Genomic DNA, 17,981 nt, shown 5'->3' on the forward strand with positions numbered 1-17,981 from the left:
ACCAGTTTCTGTTTGGGAAATTTGTAAACAGTCATGTTTCCGTAATTCGGTGCATCGCAGCGAACCGCCATCCAGGCAGCCATGTTGTCCTTTCGGCTTGGAGTGAAAGGCAAGAGCAGAATAAATTCCTCTTTTTTGTCCCCCGGGAGTTTCATGATTGTGTAATATGGTTCCATTTCCCGTTCACTGCCAGGAGTATGTTTGCCCGGTATGGCCCAGAGGTCTTCTTTGTTGTAAAAAACCTGGGGATCCTGCATGTGGTATGCAGTATACATCCTCGCCTGGATTTCCAACATACTCGGTGGATAGCGGATGTGACTTTTCAACTCCGCCGGCATCTCATCCATTGTTTTGAAGACTCCGGGGAATATTCGGGCATAGGTCTGTATGATGGGGTCCTTTGTATCGCTTATATAGAGATTTACCGATCCGTCATAGGCATCAACGGTTGCCTTGATGGAGTTGCGGATGTAATTGCCCAGTTTGGCAGTGGGTTCGGAATAAGGGAAACGGTCTGTTACGGTATATCCGTCTATTATCCAGACAAGACGACCCTCCGGGGATATTACCATGTATGGATCCCCATCTAATTCAACAAAGGGAGCAATATGGGAAACTCGTTCTGTGACCTTCCTGTGATACATGACACGGCTATCGGACGTGATGTCGTCGGAAAGGAGAATAGTGAAGGAACCAAAACGAGCTGCGAAAAGCAGTTTTTTCCAGAAAGAGAGGGGAACGCCCCCCTTACCCTCGTAACTGGTATAAACGTTTTTGTCGCCAACCGGATAATCGAACTCCTGGCGTTTTCCCCGGACAAAGACGTATTCGTTAGAAGTTTCGCCGTAATAGATCTCGGGGCGGGTAATCCTGACGTCTGTTGTCGAGACGGGTGGAATATCCTTAATGAAGAATTCCGGAAGTCCCTCGTTCGATATACGATTTACAGGACCAAGAACAACTCCATACCCGTGGGTATACGTAAGGTGTTCATTAACCCATGTTTTTGAAGGCAGGGCCTGGTAGGAAAGCTCCCGGGGGGAGAGCATAACCTGGCGGTACTGACCGTTAACCATGTAGCGGTCATTGTCCACACTGACAAATTTATAATACGTGCGCATTTCCTGAAGCTGGCTGTATGTCTTGAGGAGTGGGGCGTGATCCCACAAGCGGATATTCTTAATGGTGGGGTCGTTTTTTCGCAGGTCTTCCCGTGTCAGATTTTCCTCTATCGGAAACTCTCGTTCCTCGATATCCTGAAGCTGATATGCCATGCGTGTGTACTGTATGTTCTTTTCGATATAGGGCGTTTCCAGGACAATTTCGTTGGGGAGCACCACAAATTTCTGAATGAGTACAGGATAAATGCCCCGGCCGATAAAAATAAGCAACAGAAAGACAGTGACGGCTATCGCGGGAAAACGCCAGTCCGGACGAAAAGCATAATAAATCATGGATAGACCGCATAAAATACAAACCACCATCAGGGTCTTGAGGACCCACAATTGAGTAGTGACTTCGGTATAGCCTGGACCAAAGACCACCCCACGCTTCGTAAAGAGGACCTCGTTCAACTCCAGCCAGACACCCAACGTGCCCCAGAAGAACAGGGCGGCGGTCAGAATAGCGAGGTGCATCCGTGCTTGTGGAGAAATCTGCAAGATTCGGGGGGGTACAAAGTGGAAGGATCGGCGGACAAAATACACCAAGGCTGTCCCTATCATTGTGAAAATAATGTTAAACATCAGCCAGTTATAAATATGTATCAAAAATGGCAACTGAAATATATAAAATCCTATGTCCTTTTGAAAGAGTGGATCGGAGATGCCAAACAAAGAGGAGTGAGTAAACAGCAAAAAGGTTTCCCATTGGAAGGCTCCGTTCGATGCCGCGAAAACGGTGAAAAAAAGAGAGGCAGCCAGGATCAGTATCTGAAGGGTTTGATTATTTAACCCCCATGGCGGCATTTGTATCGAGTCGTCACCCCCGATGACGAATATTCGAGAGGAAAAACGAACAGCAAGGAAGAGGTTTGTATAGAAAAGAGCGAAAAAAACAATGCCAAAGAGCACTGCCATTTTCACCTTGGCAAGGAGGGTGACGTAAAAAACACTTTGATAGCCTACCTCCTGAAACCAGAACCAGTCTGTAATGAGCGTGATAAACTGCAAAGAGACTGCAAGGATGCAGACAATGACAATAAAAAGGATTAGTCCTTTGAGGCTTTGTAACCGGGGGGGGGTAAATTTAAAGGTGGTCATTTTTCTTCTCCTCCAATACTTCTTCGTCTTCGTATAAGTGAATGAACGTTTTATGTCAAGAAACAAAGCAGGTTTAACAAAGAACGCTTTGGATATTTAAAGGAGTAAAGCAATAAAACGGCTTTGCATATTAACGCCATATGATATATATCGTCGCCGTTAGTCGGCAAAATGAAATAATATTTCCTTTATCAATATTTCAGAGTTACAGACAGGCGGGACGCCTGTCCTACCATAAGGTGGGTTGGGCGTCTCGCCCGATATGTGTTACTGTTATTTCTATTTTTTCCAGGAGAGGTTTATCTATGCAAAAAGAGGTGATTAAAGCAAATATCGTTGTTTTCATCGCCAGTTTCTGCACACTTGTCATTGAACTGGTTGCGGGAAGAATCATGGCGCCCTATGTCGGAGTGTCCCTTTATACCTGGACGAGCATCATAGGTGTTGTCCTTGCCGGTATCAGCATAGGCGCCTATTTAGGAGGAGTGCTTGCCGACCGGTTTCCCCGTCCCTCGACGCTCGGATGGCTCCTCTTTTTTTCGGGTTTAGGGGCTTTTTCCATTTCACCGCTGGTAAACATCCTTGGAGCGGCGCATTTTCAAACTACACTGATGATGCGGATTTTACTCCTTACCACCTATGTTTTCTTCATTCCGTCCTGTATCCTCGGCATGATTTCCCCCGTCGTGGTGAAACTTACACTCCACAACCTGGCGAAGACAGGCAATGTTGTCGGGAAGATCTACGCCTTTTCTACACTCGGTTCAATTATCGGGACCTTTGCCACGGGTTTTTTCCTTATTTCCTGGATGGGGACGAGAAATCTCCTTTTAACCGTGGGGTTTATTCTCATACTTTGTGCTTTGGTCTTTGGGGGTACTTTCATCAGGAAAAAATCATTTGCCGTTTTTATTGTCATTCTTGTTTCACTCATCTGGACTTTCTATGGTTACGCCTTCAAAATGCCTCTTGATGACAAAACCTATTTTTTCAAGGAAAGCGACTACTATACGCTTCAGGTGAAGAAGTTCCTCACCAAAGACAAGAAGGTATGGGCAGATGCACTGGTATTAGACCATCTTGTCCATTCCATAAATGACTTAGACAATCCTTTCTATCTGGATTATGAATACATCCGGATTTATGAGGAATTTATGAGATGGCGGATGAATCGAACGGGTTCCCTGAAAGCTCTGTTCATCGGTGGCGGAGGTTATACATTGCCCCGCTGCCTTGAAACAATGTACCCTACGGCAGAAGTCGATGTTGTTGAGATTGATCCGGAAATAACAAAGGTGGCTCATGAATATCTGGGAGTGCCTAAAAATACGAAGATTCGATCTTTTAATGAAGATGGCCGCTGGTTTGTCATGAATTGCAAGGAGAAAGAGAAATATGATTTTATTGTGGGTGACGCCTTCAATGACCTGTCGATTCCCTACCACCTGACAACAAAGGAATTCGCTCAGCAAATGGCCGAACTTTTAAAACCGGATGGCATACTCATGGCCAATGTGATTGACAGTTACCAAAATGGGCTGTTTATGCCTTCCTATATCCGTACACTGGAAGAAGTATTCGGGAAAGGAAATGTCCACCTTGTCTCCCATAAACCTGATTACGAGAATACCGGCATCAGCACCCGTGTTATTGTGGCGAGCAAGCAAAACATTAATATCAATGATTTCGTTACTTTCCTCAGGGGGCAGGGCGGCAAAGAAGTCATGTCCAACGTTATGCCTCAGGAGAGACTCCAGGAGTATCTCGCACAACGTCCTTCTCTTATCCTGACGGATGATTATGTTCCGGTGGATAATTTGGTAGCCCCGATCTTCGAAGAGCGGTACGGCTATCAAATGCATAAATAATTCAGGCATTCCAGGAAGAATGAAACTATGCTGACGGAAACTCAACTCAACAGATATGCAGATGTGCTCATCTGGGCATTGAAAGTGGCGAGAGGTAATCCATTCAAAAAGTACGATACCGTCCTCCTCCAGTACGACCCCCCGGCCCTCAGACTTGCGGAAATTCTTTACGACAGATTGCTTGATATGGAAATGAACCCGATTCAGCGGATGGGCTTGACGGTGGTTATGGAACGCAGTTTCTACCAGAGGGCTATAAACAGACAGCTTGTCTTTCTAACGCCAGGAGACATGGAGCTTTGCAGCAACATCAACGGGAGGATTTTTCTCCATGCGCCGGAAGCCCTTACTCATCTTCAAGATATTGATCCGGCTAAAATCGGAAAGGTTCTGGTGGCAAAAAAGCCTCTCCGTGATATTCTTAACAGGAGGGAGGATGAGGGCCTTTATAGCTGGACCCTCTGTACCCTTCCGACAGATGAGCTGGCAAAACAGGCGAGGATGACGCGTAATGAATATACGGAACAGATTGTCAAGGCCTGTTACCTGGATTTTGATGATCCCATTTATCAATGGCAGACAATTCTCAAGGAAGTCAGAAATATAAAGAAATGGTTGGAAAGCCTCGACGTGAAATCAGTTTATATCGAATCCCAGGGCATTGATCTGAAGATCACGCCGGGTGAAAAAAGGAGATGGATAGGCATGTCTGGACACAACATACCGGGCTTTGAGATATTCACTTCACCGGATTGGCGGGGAACGGAAGGTCGTTACTTTGCAAATCTACCGTCTTTCCGCAGCGGGAACTATGTGGAGGGGGTCCGTCTCACCTTTGAAAAAGGCAGTGTTACAGAGATTGTGGCGGAGACAGGTGGGGATTTTGTTGTCAAACAACTTTCCATGGACAGGGGCGCCCGTCGGATCGGGGAGCTTTCCCTGACGGACAAACGCTTTTCCAGGATTAACCGCTTTATGGCCGATACGCTTTTCGATGAAAATCATGGCGGGGAATATGGGAACTGCCATATTGCCCTTGGTTCTTCCTATACCGTTACCTACAATGGAAATCCGTCAGAACTTACAAAGGAAAGGAAGAAAAAAATGGGTTTCAATGACTCAGCCCTCCATTGGGACCTCGTCAACACGGAAGATAAGACGGTGACTGCGCATCTGGCCACGGGGGAAAAGGTTATTATCTACGAGAGCGGCATGTTTAAGCACTGACTCGATGTTTATCATCAAACTTTAGCTAATCCACTCTGATCTTCATCCTCTTTCTGAAGTCACTTGGTCGTTCATATATAATGCCCTGAGACCAGATTCCGAGCCGTTTCGCTTTTGTTTCCTTTTCAGCCTGAAGGAACTGGTCCCGGTACGGTTGATCTTTCAGATCTTCGGCATAGGCTTCAGCCATGCCCGCCTTAATCATCTCCAGATTAACGTTTTTCTCCCCCCTCCAAACAATGGAAGCCATTGCCCGGTGACGGTCACTATCCATAATTTCCAAGCGAACGTCCTGGCCGAACACCATAGATGAGAGAGAAGATTTCGCTTCAATTCCGAATGGTTGCCCCGGTATCGTTATTCGCCGTGTTTTACGGTTTATTCTATCCAATTCAGGTGCATCAATTCCATACAGGCGGACTTTTAGCTTTTTACGATCTTTTGTTTCAACGGTAAGGGTGTTTCCGTCTGAGACTCTTGCAACAAAACCATTAACTCCTCTTACTGGTGTTTGTGAAATTGCCGAGTTTGTAGTGAGTAAAACGAGCAGAGACAGGAGCAGGATCGCAGATATCTGAGCGAAGCGATTATTCATAGACAGGTTCTCAGTACAAACATTTTTATCGATAATAATGAGCGGCAAATGATTAGTCAAGATAAAGGAGTTTCGAAGCAGTGTTTTTTCGTGGAAATGTGAAGCCACCCGTCTCCGGAGCGGCGGGGCTTCCCGGCAAGGAAAATATTTATGGGAGGCGGAACGTGCGGAATGAGTTTCCGGTTATAATTTAATACCGGTCACCGTTAATCTTCTATCCTTTTCAGGAACAGGAAACCCAAATATATGGTGGGTTATTCTGATTTTTTTTGCCCACTCTGCATTGAGAGTTTCGCTGATTTTGCTGTCTATCTTGCGGGATATTTTTTCTATCGATCTTTTATCGACAGAATCCATTTCGGTAAAAATGGCGCCCATGATCCTATCATGCTCATACCATCCCCTGATATCTGTTTCTCTTGAGCAGGAAACAATGATTTCCTTTATTATCTCAAAGATTTGAGTATTGTGCTGTATGGTTTGCAGTTCTGAGAGGTCGAGAAGCATGAGGACGAAGGGCTTCTCAGAGCGCCCTGTCCTTTTCCGCTCGATTTGAAGCATCTGGTGGAAGTGGGCAGTGTCGTGAAAAATTTGGTCACTGTCAATAAAATGATCCATAGCCGCTTTCGATGGCTTCATAAAGAAGCTTGATAATTTACTGCCGTTTGATTCCGTTGGTTTCATGGTGTTAGTAAAATCCGCATTCAGGATAACTGGCTTTCTTTATATGGTTTTACCTAAGGAACTGTGTGTAATTTTGATTCTATTTTTAATTATTTAAAAAAGTATTTCAAGAGTAAAAGATTTTTACGAATAAAATGATTTTACAATAAGCCCCCTTCTTGATAATTTTTCTTTCTGTACTATATGCATATCAAAGAAAATGATTTTTTTTGTCGCATCCGGAAAGATGTTCTTTGAAGGTTCAATAGTGTAAAAGTATTTCAGTCAAATATTTTTTTTCAGAGAGTTCGAAAGTTCACGGAGGAGGATAAGCATGGAAGGGAAAAGAGTAAGAGAAAGCAGTACGGTCATGGCCCAGCAGATGAACCCTCAGTATGCAAATCCGGCCGGGAACGTCCATGGGGGGGTTATCATGAGACTCATCGATACTGCGGCGTCAGTCGTTGCAGTCCGGCACGCGAGGTCCAATGCAGTCACTGCTTCAATTGACCGATTGGACTTCCATAATCCCGTTTTTGTTGGAGACTTTGTAACCCTGTGGGCCAGCCTGAACCTTGTCGGAAGGACCTCCATGGAAGTGGGTGTCCGGGTGGAGTCTGAAAATCTCATTATCGGTGAGAGACGCCATACGGCATCAGCCTATATAACCTTTGTAGCCCTTGATGGAAATAGCTGGCCTATGCCGCTATTACCGCTCATCTTAGAGTCGGATGAGGAGAAGCGGCGAAACCGGGAGGCGAAATCCAGGCGGGAGACACGTCTTGCCGAAAAAACGAAGGAAAAAGCATGCCAGCTCGATCCGGATACCTGTCTGTGACTCCAGTTCCATCCGCAGTAGTCGTCAAAACCCCCGGTAAATGCAGCCATCCTTGGCCGGGGCATAACAATCGTAATTGTAACTGAGAAGGTCCTCGACACCAATGATCGCTATAATGGTACCGGAGAAAGCTCAATACTGAAGAAAAAAGAGCAGAACTCTGATGAAAAATGTGTTACAAGTAATCGCCTTATCCCTGCTGGATTGACTTTGAGAAGGAGAAAGAAAATTATGGTCCAAACCAATTCATCACCTCCGTCTGATTTTATTAGGGATATTATTGACGAAGATATGAGAACCAACAAGCATCGAGGGCGCGTGGCCACCCGATTTCCGCCCGAACCGAATGGATACCCCCATATCGGGCATGCCAAATCTATCTGCCTCAACTTTGGTATCGCCTCTCAATATGGAGGCGCCTGTAATTTGCGTATGGATGATACGGATCCAACAGGGGAAAGTATGGAATATGTGGAATCGATCATTCGAGACGTGAAGTGGCTGGGTTTTGACTGGGAGGATCGTTTATATTATGCCTCCGATTACTATGAAAAACTTTACCAGTATGCCTTGCAGTTCATCAAAGAGGGCAAGGCTTACGTTTGCAGTTTGAGCGCGGATGAGATGCGGGAGTATCGGGGCACCTTCACAGAACTGGGCAAAGAAAGCCCCTATCGCAACAGATCAATTGAAGAAAACCTTGATTTGTTCGAGCGTATGCGGGCAGGAGAGTTTGAGGATGGAACCCATGTCCTTCGGGCTAAAATAGATATGGCGTCTCCCAATATCACCATGCGCGATCCTGTCATGTACCGCATTAAAAAAGAGACGCACTATCGAACCGGCGATACATGGTGCATCTATCCGATGTATGACTTTGCTCATTGTCTCTCGGACTCTATCGAAGGGATTACCCATTCGATTTGTACCCTGGAGTTTGAAAATAATCGGCCTCTCTATGATTGGTTTTTGGACGAATTGAAAGTGAAACGTCACCCGCAGCAGATTGAATTCGCCCGTCTCAACCTCAGCTATACCATAATGAGTAAACGCAAGCTTCTCGAATTAGTGGAAGGAAAGGTTGTCAGCGGATGGGATGATCCGCAGATGCCCACTATATCGGGTATGCGGAGACGGGGCTACACTCCCGAAGCGATCCGTGACTTCTGTGAACGTATCGGTGTCGCCAAGAATGACAGTCTTGTCGATATGGCTTTACTGGAGAACTGCATCCGGGATGACCTGAATGAAAAGGCGCCACGGGTCATGGCGGTGCTTCGACCGCTACGCGTGGTTATCGATAACTACCCGGAAGACCGGGTTGAAAAGTTCGATTGCCCCTATCATCCCAAGAATATCGAAATGGGGTTCCGGAAAGTACCCTTCTCCCGGGTTTTGTATATAGAGCAAGAGGATTTTCTGGAGAATCCTCCCAAGAAGTTTTATCGGCTATCTCCCGGCAGAGAAGTCCGTCTCCGCTATGGGTATTTTATAAAGTGCGTGAGCGTTGTCAAAAATCCGGACACGGGAGAAGCGGTCGAAGTGCACTGTACCTATGACCCGGAGACGCGAAGCGGGTTTGCTCCCGATGGCCGGAAGGTGGACGCAACCATCCATTGGGTATCGGCAGCTCATTCCATCCCAGCCGAAGTACGCCTTTACGACCGACTTTTTCGTGTTGCCGATCCACTGGGTGAAGGTTCTGATTTTACGGAGTATCTGAATCCAAAATCATTGGAAATTCTCAGGTCGTGCCGGTTGGAGCCAAGCCTGGCAAATGCGACACCGGGAAGCCGGTTCCAGTTTGAACGGCTTGGCTATTTCTGTGTGGATGATCGTGATTCTTCCGATACGGCACTGGTGTTCAACCGAACGGTTACGTTGCGTGATTCCTGGGCTAAAATCTCAGAGAAGAGGGGATAAAAGAGAGAAAGCATGGTATAAAAACGTAAAGAAATAACAAAGAATAGCTTGATTTGACTTTAACCATGCTCTACCATTTTAGAGGCTGTTTTTGGATGTTATGGTCGCAATATGGTCACAAAAAAATCGAATCAAAAGGACAGTAAAATGAACCTGGACACATTGGAGAAAATTGATGAGATCAAGACCAAAGGCGACACGCACAGACCCCTCGACAAGCACTTGCTTAATCAGATCAAGGAATATTTCAGGATCGGCCTGACCTATTCAAGCAATGCCCTTGAAGGAAACTCTCTTACAGAGACAGAAACCAAAATTGTCATTGAGGACGGTATCACCATAGGCGGGAAACCCCTCAGGGATCATTATGAGGCCATAGGGCATAGCGAGGCGTATACTCTTCTCTATGAGCTGGCAAAGCAAAAGAACATCACAGAAAAGTACATAAAAGACCTTCACAGGCTTTTCTACTATCGGATCAACGCAAAGCAAGCCGGTAAATATCGCCGTCAAAAGGTTTTCATTACCGGCACGGATTTCATACCGCCTGCCCCTGAGAAGATACCTGATCTTATGGCGGCTTTTATTGAAAGGGTACAATATATCCGGAAAGAAAGTCACACTGTAGAATTCGCGGCATGGATGCACAAGGAACTGGTAACGATACACCCTTTCATTGATGGAAATGGACGGGCGGCGCGGCTATTGATGAACCTTGCATTACTACAGGCCGGTTATCCGATTTCAATAATCCCTCCGATACTGAGGCGGGAATATCTGAATACCCTGGACATGACACACCGTGGGAATAACAGACCCTTTACCAATTTCATTGCCGGAGTGTGCTATGAATCAGCAAAGGAATATTTGAGGCTGTTAGAAAGTTAACGAATTTCAGATTAAAGGGGACAGGGTACGCGAACTGAAAACCGTACATGTCCCATCGGCTGCCTCTTCAATAAACATCTTATATATCCCTCACAAGCAAGAACTTTAAAGCTTAGAATAAGTGCATAAATCCAAAATCAATTCAGGGTGAGGTAACAACCAGCCTGAAGTCGGTTGTAATTCCTGGAAGAAAACTTGAGATGAAACACCGGGTCCGCACAAGGGGCGGTAGGGTAGCCAACAAACCGAAAGATGGCAATTTAATCAATCATCGCGGAGTTACGTATATCACCTACAACTAATTAGAATCACAAGAAGAATAAGTTATTGAGTTCCGTTTGAAAGCATCATAATTATTTATCTCATCCCCGCCACTTTCTGCAGGATGTAGATCACCTCCTCCAGGCCGATCTTTACATCGCCGTTCACGTATGCCTCTTTATAAACTATTTGTTGAGGTGCAATGGAGGCGATTACCTGTAGGGCCAAAACGGCATCGGTCAGATTCACCTGTCCGTCATAGTTGATGTCGCCTTTACCTACAGGCTCCTTTGTAAAGGTCGCCGTGACGATTGTATCTATGTTCAGAGTGATGGTACATATTCCCGTTCCTTGGCAGTCCCCACCGGACCAGCCGGCGAAGATGGAACCGGTAGAGGCCTGAGCCGTAAGAGTTACCGATGTTCCGAGATTAAAATAGGCCCTACACTGAGTTCCACAACTGATCCCGGCCGGGGTGCTGGTCACCGTCCCGAAACCGAACAAAGAAATGATCAAAGATGCAAATGACACAGACTGTCCGGAACGCACAGGCCAGACAGGGTAGTAGAAGGACCTAGAGGCAAAATCCATGGCACCATCGGATGTAGAGATTCTCCATGAGTTATGGGGGGAGGGAGCGTAGCTACTGGACGACCAATAGTAACTCGATTGAACATTAGAAAAACCCTTTGTGTTCAACCAGTCAGCAGAATTCGACTGCCCGGCGTGTACCAGGCTACGCCACTCCTTCCTGTTGGGCAGACGCCAGTCGTTGTACCCCAGGTAATTGTTCGTATTGAGGCATTTCACGTAATCAAGGGCGCCCAGCCAGGACTTGGTAGCGCCCTTTCCGCACGTTGTCGGTCCCGGTGTTTTCCCGTCCTTCGTCCAGATGAGGCCCGTCAGGTTGTCCGTCACCGTCTGATCGCCGTTGTCCGTAAACCGGGGGTTCGGCCAGGTCACGCCCATCTGGAGTTCACCGTCCTGCCCGGTGCCAGTGCAGGCGATCGACGAACCGGAGGCATCGTAGCACATAGCCTGCCCTGTTTTCGGCAAGGAAATGATTGAAGTTCCCTGTGACTCAGGCTGCTCGGAACGCACTGGCCAGACAGAGTAGTAGGGGAACGATGACTTATCAAACCAGAACACGAAGCCATCGACTATGTTGACTAGCCATGCGGAAGTGGGATGGGCGGCTTTGGAACTGGACGACCAATAGTAACTCGATTGAACATTAGAAAAACCCTTTGTGTTCAACCAGTCAGCAGAATTCGACTGCCCGGCGTGTACCAGGCTCTCCAACTCGATGACATTCGGCAGGCGCCAGTCGTGATGACCCAAGTAGTTTTCCTGGTTTAGTTTCTTGATGTAATCGAGGGCATGCTGCCAGGTGACCATGCCATCCCCGGTGGTGAAATCGCTATCGAAGCCGGGGTCTCGAGTTTTTATGGCATTTCCGTCTTTCGCCCAGATCAGGCCCGTTAGGTTGTCCGTCACCGTCTGATCGCCGTTGTCCGTAAACCGGGGGTTCGGCCAGGTCACTCCTGCCCGGAGGTCCCCGTCCTGCCCGGTACCAGTGCAAGTAATTACAGTTCCGAATTCTTCATGATAACAGGATGTTTGGCCCGTTTGAGGCAACTGCACCGTCCCGGCAAAGGTCAGCGTCGGCGCCAAGAGTAAAACAAAAACAATGAACATTCTGATAAAATACATGATTCCCTGTATGACTTCACTCTATTTCTTCAGAAGATTATTTTCTGACGATCTTACGTAAAATAATATCATTGATAAAGATATGAAATCCAGCATTTTCATCTCGCTTGACGATTTGTGTAGTACAGGAAGGAGCCCACACGTTAACGGACCCGCCTGTTCCATACAAAAAAATTACCTCCGTTGTAAATAAATCCGTAATTCCGGGGACACCATACCAGTTAATTTGTCAATAGCAATTTCTTCAGCGAAAATATTATTGAATATGAAGTGAAATCTACACTATCCATATTTTTCTGTCTATTATTTGTTTCAGGAAGTTGTCCACACTTCGCTGCACCCACCTTTTGAAAAGAACAGTACGCTCTATATCCAGTCGAAATCAAGCATTTATTTCAAGAACGACGTTTTGTGTAGTACAAGGAAGGCATTTTAGACAAGTATGCTTAAACTGGAGTTACCCTTTTAAAAATCCGGATATTTGGAGGGGGTATTTGCGATGAATTCATTTGGCTGGGGGAGCAGGAGTCGAACCTACATTCACGGAGTCAGAGTCCGTTGTCCTACCATTGAACGATCCCCCAGCAGAGTGTTTCAAATCAATATAACGCTGCGGTCATTACCACTAATGCACTTTTTTATCAATAAATTATTTTCCCCGAATCATTGTTGAAATTGTGACGGAGCACCATGACAAGATAGACGGTTTTTAAGTTATCAGGATAAATTATGTTTTTCAAAAGTATGCACAAAAAGGCTCCTCTTGTCCAGTCTGATTGTTGTTGGGAAACAGAATTAAATAAGGCTTGACTTTCATTTGGGGTGATACTAGAATTCCAATAACATATGTACCCATAAGTTATGGTATAAAGGGTACGAAAAAGTTGGATCAGACATAGTGAAGTGCAAAGGTTGGCCGCCATGCTCTTTAGGGTCTTGGTGGTTTTTTTCTTTCTGTCATAGTGGCAATCCGACTTTGAAAAATTGAGAAAGGAGGATTAAAGCGATGGCAGAAGGTAAAGTAAAGTGGTTTAACGAACATAAAGGCTTTGGGTTCATCGAAAAGGATGACGGTGGTGATGTTTTTGTTCATCACAGTGCCATACAAGGTGACGGATTCAAGACGTTAGCTGAAGGCCAGCGTGTCAGTTTCGATGTTACGCAGGGCAAGAAAGGCCCGGCTGCAGAAAACGTGAAAGCCCTATAGGGTTTCGATCATTAAGAAAAGGCACTCCTCTATGGTTTCCCATAGGCCGGAGTGCCTTTTCTTCTGTAATAACATTGTATGCTATTGAGTAATAGGTTTTAATAATAATGCAAGCACGTTGGGTGCTCGATACTTTCTGGCCGGAACATCCACAAATCGATTATACTGTGATCGCAAGGTGGTGGCCGTGGGAATATTACTGCGTATCTACAATTCGGGTATGGTCAGACAAGTCGGACCCAATATATAGAAGCACAAAAAGAAGTTCCGGTTTGCCGCAGGAATATGTAACCTACGTCTTTAAGTGCGATAAAGAGGGGAAGGGCGATACGGATTATTTTTATTATATGAAAGAATATCAGGATTCAGCCCTGGCAAGAAGAGGCCACAAAGATGCGGTAGATTTACTCTCAAAAGGAATAATGGAATTAATACGTCAAGATTTTAATTAGAATATTTTAATGTGTCGTTTCTGTCCCCGGCAACAGCATTCGAGGGCAGGCTCCGGTATGAATCAGCTCTATCCTTCCATATTTTTTTCTCTTCAATTCATGAAACAGCAGCAAGCGCATTTCCCGAAATGCCTCCCACTCCATAAAATATTTGAAGAAAGGACTCAAAAGAATTATAATAAGACTAAAGTATGAGCGGGTGAAACTTTAGGTCCCCCTTTACAAAAGGGGGATACAGGGGGATTTTCCATGCGATTATCAAATCCCCCCTAACCCCCCTTTTTTAAAGGGGGGAATACATGGAAGCTGTTTTCGTAGTAATGACAATTTGTGACGGAACCTGACTTTTTACGAAACCGTCAAACTTAGAGTTCAGAAATATTTCTCTTTATAGGGCAAACAATGAAAATTGATTTAAGTTTATTTGCCTCTCTCGCACGGTATGTACCGGATAAAACCGAAAGCCATGGCAATCGAATACTCGAGGTGTCTGAAGGGACTACAATCATGGAAGTTCTTAAAAGTATGGAACTCCCTCTTGATAAAGTTAAAATGATATTCCTGAACGGGTTGCATGCCACGGGTGATGAAGTCCTGAAAGACGGTGATAGAGTAGGCGTTTTCCCGCCAGTCGCCGGGGGCTAAGAGGTCTTTACTTGCAAAAAAATCTCCCCGGTTCCCCAATCCATTTCCAACAACTGGTCCGGATCGAATTGCCGACTGTCTGCAAATTCCACCCTGCACCCTTTCCGGAAATCATCTGACCGGGTTGTGAGTATGTCTTTAAGGTTGTTTCCATCGATCCAGACGCCGCGCTCCAAAAAAAGTGGACCCACTTCCTGAAGCGGCAGATTAAAAAGTTTCACGAAAACCTTACCGGCATGCAGTGAGGCGGACATCATTTTCCCCTTGAAAGAGATCTGGTCACGCATGGGCGCATAGTAGCCTCCCCTGCGCAATATAGCCCCGGCCAACCCCGGCATGGCGGCGGAAAGGGATAAGGTTGCCCCGTCCCTGATGGTTGCCGTTTCTACATTATCGACGGGCTGGCCATCCAGGAAGATCGTTTGGATTCTCTTTTCAAGGTATTCAGGCGCCAGGCCTATATGTTCGCAAAGAAATGATTTAACGCTGCATTCGACAATTCCCTTAACCCAGAATCCACTCTGTAAAAGTTGTGAAAAGGCCGTGATCAAAGAGACGTTTATTGTCAGAGAAATATGTCTTGGAGTGGAATCATCGAAAATTTTTTCCCGGCTGGATTTTTCACTATTATTCATCTATGACACTTCCTCTTCCGGATAAGCGAACGGGGTGACCCGTTTCAGGCCACCCCGCCATGAGCATGATTTAAAGACTTTTACTTACCAGTTATACACCCTGTCCAGATCTTCATCCGTCACCTGGAACGTTACATTATGGGGTGGAAGGGATTCCTTCTTGAAGTACTCGGGCAGCCGATCATGTTTTGCCGTGAAACCTGCCCGGGCATTGAAGTCCCTCTCCATCTTGAGTACCGTCTTGCCCAGTTCGGTTACATCATTAGCAGTCAGGTTCAGACCGTAAAAGGTATTGAGCAGATCGAGCAGTGCCTGGAATGTCTCCGGCTGATCCAGAACCGCGAAGGCAATAAAGAGACACATGCCCGTGGAATCAATAGCTGCGGTGGCGATCTGGAGATTTCTGGAGAGTTCAACCTGCCCCTCCGGTTTCAGCGGGTCCACATAACCTCCCACTTTGAGGATATTCGTCGCGACTGCATATCCGGCAGTGTGATCGGCTCCCATGGTACTTGTGGCATAGGTAACCCCGATACCCTGAACCGCGCGTGGGTCATATGCCGGCATGGACTGACTCTTGACGACGGGAACCCTCTCGACGCCGAAAACCTTGCCGGTTACTGCGGCCCCATTCCCCAGGATGCGTCCCAGATCGGTGCCTTTTCCCACCTCTTTGATGAGCCTGATGGCTGCATCAGCATCACCGAACTTGGCCAGCCCTGCCTCCATGGCGACCCCAATGGTTGCTCCCATCTCAATGGTATCAATGCCGTAATCGTCGTCCAGGCGGTCCATCATGGCAATTGCATCCAGGTCGTCGATACCGCAGTTCGCACCATGGGCCCAAACCGTTTCATATTCCGGCTGTTTGGTCAGGTAATTGCCGTCCTTATCCATATAAATACCGGAACATTGGATGACACAGCCCCGGTGGCAGCCATGGGTGGGTACGCCGCCGCGGGCCTTTTCTAATTCAGCCTCCGTTTCTCCGCTGATTTTAGAGGTTCCCGGAAAGCGGCCCCAAAGGAAGTTATTGGTCGGATATGCGCCGGCTTCATTGATCACGTTGGCCAGTATGTTGGTTCCGTAAGCGGGAAGCCCTTCGCCGGTGACGGGATGTTTTCTAAGGCCATCAACCCATGCCTTATTGGCTTGTGTGAATTTCTCCGGGTCTTTAGGTACACGGTTCTTGAGACCCGTATCATCAAGGACAATGACCTTCACGCCTTTGGAGCCCATCACCGCCCCGCCCCCGCCGCGTCCTGCATGGCGGGTAGGCCGCAGTTCCATGTCGGTAAAGGCTACTGAGGCGGCGGACATCTTCATTTCGCCTGCCGGTCCGATAGAGATGCACGAGATTTTGTCTCCAAACTCTCCCTTCATCTTTTCTACCAGAGCGTAATTACCCAGCAGCTTGAGGCTGTTGTCAGGGGTTATCTTTACCCCATCCTTATTGATAAATACCTTGTATAGATTGTTGTCTTTGGGCTTTCCTTCCAGGATAATGGCCGCATAGCCCAATCTCGCCAGCACCTGGGAGGGTTGCCCCCCTGAGTTGGATTCTTTAATGGTGCCTGTCAGCGGACCCTTGAAGCCCACAGAAATTCGTCCCGACTGGGCTGCGGGCGTTCCACTGAGTAAGCCGGGTGCGATAACGAGTTTGTTGTCCTCGCTTAACGGATGACACAGCGGGGGCACCTCTTTGGAAATAACAGAGGAGGTCAGAGCTCGGCCCCCCAGTCCGGCATATTCACCCAATGGATCAGTGCTTAGTTTTGGGCCGCCATCGGCCCCCATGTTGATTCTGAGAATCTTGTCCATAAAAGTCCTCCTTTTCCGGTGGGATTGTTCATAGATTCAAGGACTTTTCGGTCCCGAATCCCATCACAATGATAAGGTAAACACAAGAACCTAAACACTTCCAAAATGCATATGAATAAGAACATAAAAAAAGAGATGGATGCGGAAGAATGGACATATATATTAAATTTAACATACGGTATTCTGAAATGGCTGTCAAGAAAAACGAACAAAAGTGAAATGATCCCACCTGAAAAATAGGGGAGTGGGTGGCTTATGCGCTTTTATGATATCAGGAGAAAAAATTCAAAAATATTCTTGACAATAATTATTCTTAGATTATAATAATTCTAAACTGAAAATGATTCTTGCATATGATGTATAAAAAAAAGAGAGATTCTATAAAACTAACCCCTCAGAGGATCGCAATTCTCGAATGCCTCGAAGGGAATAAATCTCACCCCTCAGCGGCTGACATATATAAGGCGGTTTCTGAAACATATCCAATGATGTCCTTTGCAACGGTGTACAACACCCTTGAAATGTTAAAGGGAAAAGGTCAAGTTCTCGAGCTTTCCATTGATTCTGGGAAGAAGCGCTTTGATCCAAACATAACACCACACCATCATTTGATATGTATGAAATGTAAAGCGATTACTGATGTTCATCGTGATTTTATGCTCGATTTGCCGGAAGGCGAAAGGTGTGATTATGAGATAATAGGAAACCATGTCGATTTTTATGGGCTTTGCCCAAAGTGTAAACAGGAAAAGAAGTGAAGAAACGAAAGATTTTGGAGGTGAAGAAATGGTAAAACTTTGGAGATGTGAAATTTGCGGAGATCCCTATATCGGAAGTGCACCACCGCAGAACTGCCCCTTTTGTGGTGCTCATCTTCCCTATATTAGGGAAGCGAAACAGATGGTCGTGAGCTTTGATGTTACGCTCTCTGACAAAGACAGGGCCAATGCTGAATATGCCCTTCAGGTAGAAGTAAGTAATGCT

Annotated in this window: 16 protein-coding genes and 1 tRNA gene; 10 read left to right on the plus strand and 7 right to left on the minus strand. The window is 46.3% G+C overall.

The features are described from left to right. On the minus strand, nt 1–2,261 hold a 2,261-nt coding region (locus tag NTW12_02420; GenBank protein ID MCX5845201.1), incomplete at its 3' end, for a UPF0182 family protein. Nucleotides 2,262–2,566: 305 nt separating this feature from the next. Between NTW12_02420 and NTW12_02425 the strand changes: the two genes are divergently transcribed. Both NTW12_02425 and NTW12_02430 read left to right on the plus strand, forming a co-directional pair. After that, nucleotides 2,567–4,129 carry a fused MFS/spermidine synthase gene (locus NTW12_02425; protein ID MCX5845202.1) on the plus strand — a complete coding sequence of 521 codons (1,563 nt, stop codon included), beginning with the start codon at nt 2,567–2,569 and terminating at the stop codon, nt 4,127–4,129. A 27-nt stretch (nt 4,130–4,156) separates the two neighbouring features. Beyond that, the gene (locus NTW12_02430) at nt 4,157–5,356 is read left to right on the plus strand and encodes an aminopeptidase (protein MCX5845203.1); all 1,200 of its coding nucleotides are present in this window, start codon (nt 4,157–4,159) and stop codon (nt 5,354–5,356) included. Nucleotides 5,357–5,381: 25 nt separating this feature from the next. Here NTW12_02430 and NTW12_02435 read toward each other — a convergent pair whose 3' ends face one another. Beyond that, nucleotides 5,382–5,951 carry a thermonuclease family protein gene (locus NTW12_02435; GenBank protein MCX5845204.1) on the minus strand — a complete coding sequence of 190 codons (570 nt, stop codon included), beginning with the start codon at nt 5,949–5,951 and terminating at the stop codon, nt 5,382–5,384. A gap of 183 nt (nt 5,952–6,134) precedes the next feature. Beyond that, nucleotides 6,135–6,635 carry a hypothetical protein gene (locus NTW12_02440; GenBank protein ID MCX5845205.1) on the minus strand — a complete coding sequence of 167 codons (501 nt, stop codon included), beginning with the start codon at nt 6,633–6,635 and terminating at the stop codon, nt 6,135–6,137. 313 nt (nt 6,636–6,948) lie between these two features. On the opposite strand from NTW12_02440, the gene NTW12_02445 reads away from it, so the two are divergent. From NTW12_02445 to NTW12_02455, 3 genes are all read left to right on the plus strand, one after another. Beyond that, nucleotides 6,949–7,452 (plus strand): acyl-CoA thioesterase, encoded by a 504-nt coding sequence (locus NTW12_02445; GenBank protein MCX5845206.1) that lies wholly within the window; start codon nt 6,949–6,951, stop codon nt 7,450–7,452. A gap of 231 nt (nt 7,453–7,683) precedes the next feature. Further along, on the plus strand, nt 7,684–9,375 hold the full coding sequence (locus NTW12_02450; protein MCX5845207.1) for a glutamine--tRNA ligase/YqeY domain fusion protein: 1,692 nt from the start codon (nt 7,684–7,686) through the stop codon (nt 9,373–9,375). Nucleotides 9,376–9,486: 111 nt separating this feature from the next. Continuing rightward, nucleotides 9,487–10,263, plus strand: coding sequence for a Fic family protein (locus NTW12_02455; GenBank protein ID MCX5845208.1), 777 nt, complete (start codon nt 9,487–9,489; stop codon nt 10,261–10,263). A gap of 357 nt (nt 10,264–10,620) precedes the next feature. Here the strand turns inward: NTW12_02455 and NTW12_02460 are convergent, their stop codons facing one another. Both NTW12_02460 and NTW12_02465 read right to left on the minus strand, forming a co-directional pair. Next, nucleotides 10,621–12,237, minus strand: coding sequence for a DUF1566 domain-containing protein (locus NTW12_02460; GenBank protein MCX5845209.1), 1,617 nt, complete (start codon nt 12,235–12,237; stop codon nt 10,621–10,623). Nucleotides 12,238–12,747: 510 nt separating this feature from the next. Continuing rightward, nucleotides 12,748–12,821: transfer RNA gene (locus NTW12_02465), tRNA-Gln, on the minus strand. A gap of 422 nt (nt 12,822–13,243) precedes the next feature. Between NTW12_02465 and NTW12_02470 the strand changes: the two genes are divergently transcribed. The 3 genes from NTW12_02470 to NTW12_02480 all read left to right on the plus strand — a co-directional run bounded on the left by NTW12_02470 (nt 13,244) and on the right by NTW12_02480 (nt 14,541). Continuing rightward, nucleotides 13,244–13,444: a cold-shock protein gene (locus NTW12_02470; GenBank protein MCX5845210.1), complete on the plus strand. Its 201-nt coding sequence runs from the start codon at nt 13,244–13,246 to the stop codon at nt 13,442–13,444. 107 nt (nt 13,445–13,551) lie between these two features. Continuing rightward, the gene (locus tag NTW12_02475) at nt 13,552–13,896 is read left to right on the plus strand and encodes a hypothetical protein (GenBank protein ID MCX5845211.1); all 345 of its coding nucleotides are present in this window, start codon (nt 13,552–13,554) and stop codon (nt 13,894–13,896) included. 402 nt (nt 13,897–14,298) lie between these two features. Next, nucleotides 14,299–14,541: a MoaD/ThiS family protein gene (locus tag NTW12_02480; protein MCX5845212.1), complete on the plus strand. Its 243-nt coding sequence runs from the start codon at nt 14,299–14,301 to the stop codon at nt 14,539–14,541. On the opposite strand, the gene NTW12_02485 is transcribed toward NTW12_02480, so the two are convergent. Together NTW12_02485 and NTW12_02490 are read right to left on the minus strand one after the other, a co-directional pair. Beyond that, nucleotides 14,538–15,176, minus strand: a complete 639-nt coding sequence (locus NTW12_02485; GenBank protein MCX5845213.1) for a hypothetical protein — start codon at nt 15,174–15,176, stop codon at nt 14,538–14,540. The two genes, NTW12_02480 and NTW12_02485, sit on opposite strands and share 4 nt — an antisense overlap. A gap of 84 nt (nt 15,177–15,260) precedes the next feature. Next, a complete protein-coding gene (locus NTW12_02490; protein MCX5845214.1) occupies nt 15,261–16,997 on the minus strand; it encodes an aldehyde ferredoxin oxidoreductase in 1,737 nt (578 codons plus the stop codon). A gap of 353 nt (nt 16,998–17,350) precedes the next feature. On the opposite strand from NTW12_02490, the gene NTW12_02495 reads away from it, so the two are divergent. Together NTW12_02495 and NTW12_02500 are read left to right on the plus strand one after the other, a co-directional pair. Further along, nucleotides 17,351–17,755 carry a transcriptional repressor gene (locus NTW12_02495; protein MCX5845215.1) on the plus strand — a complete coding sequence of 135 codons (405 nt, stop codon included), beginning with the start codon at nt 17,351–17,353 and terminating at the stop codon, nt 17,753–17,755. Between the two features lie 28 nt (nt 17,756–17,783). Then, a partial coding sequence (locus NTW12_02500; GenBank protein ID MCX5845216.1) for a ferritin occupies nt 17,784–17,981 on the plus strand: 198 nt, incomplete at its 3' end.

The sequence above is a fragment of the Deltaproteobacteria bacterium genome (genome assembly GCA_026388545.1).
In the GTDB taxonomy this organism is placed as follows: Bacteria; Desulfobacterota; Syntrophia; order Syntrophales; family UBA2185; genus JAPLJS01.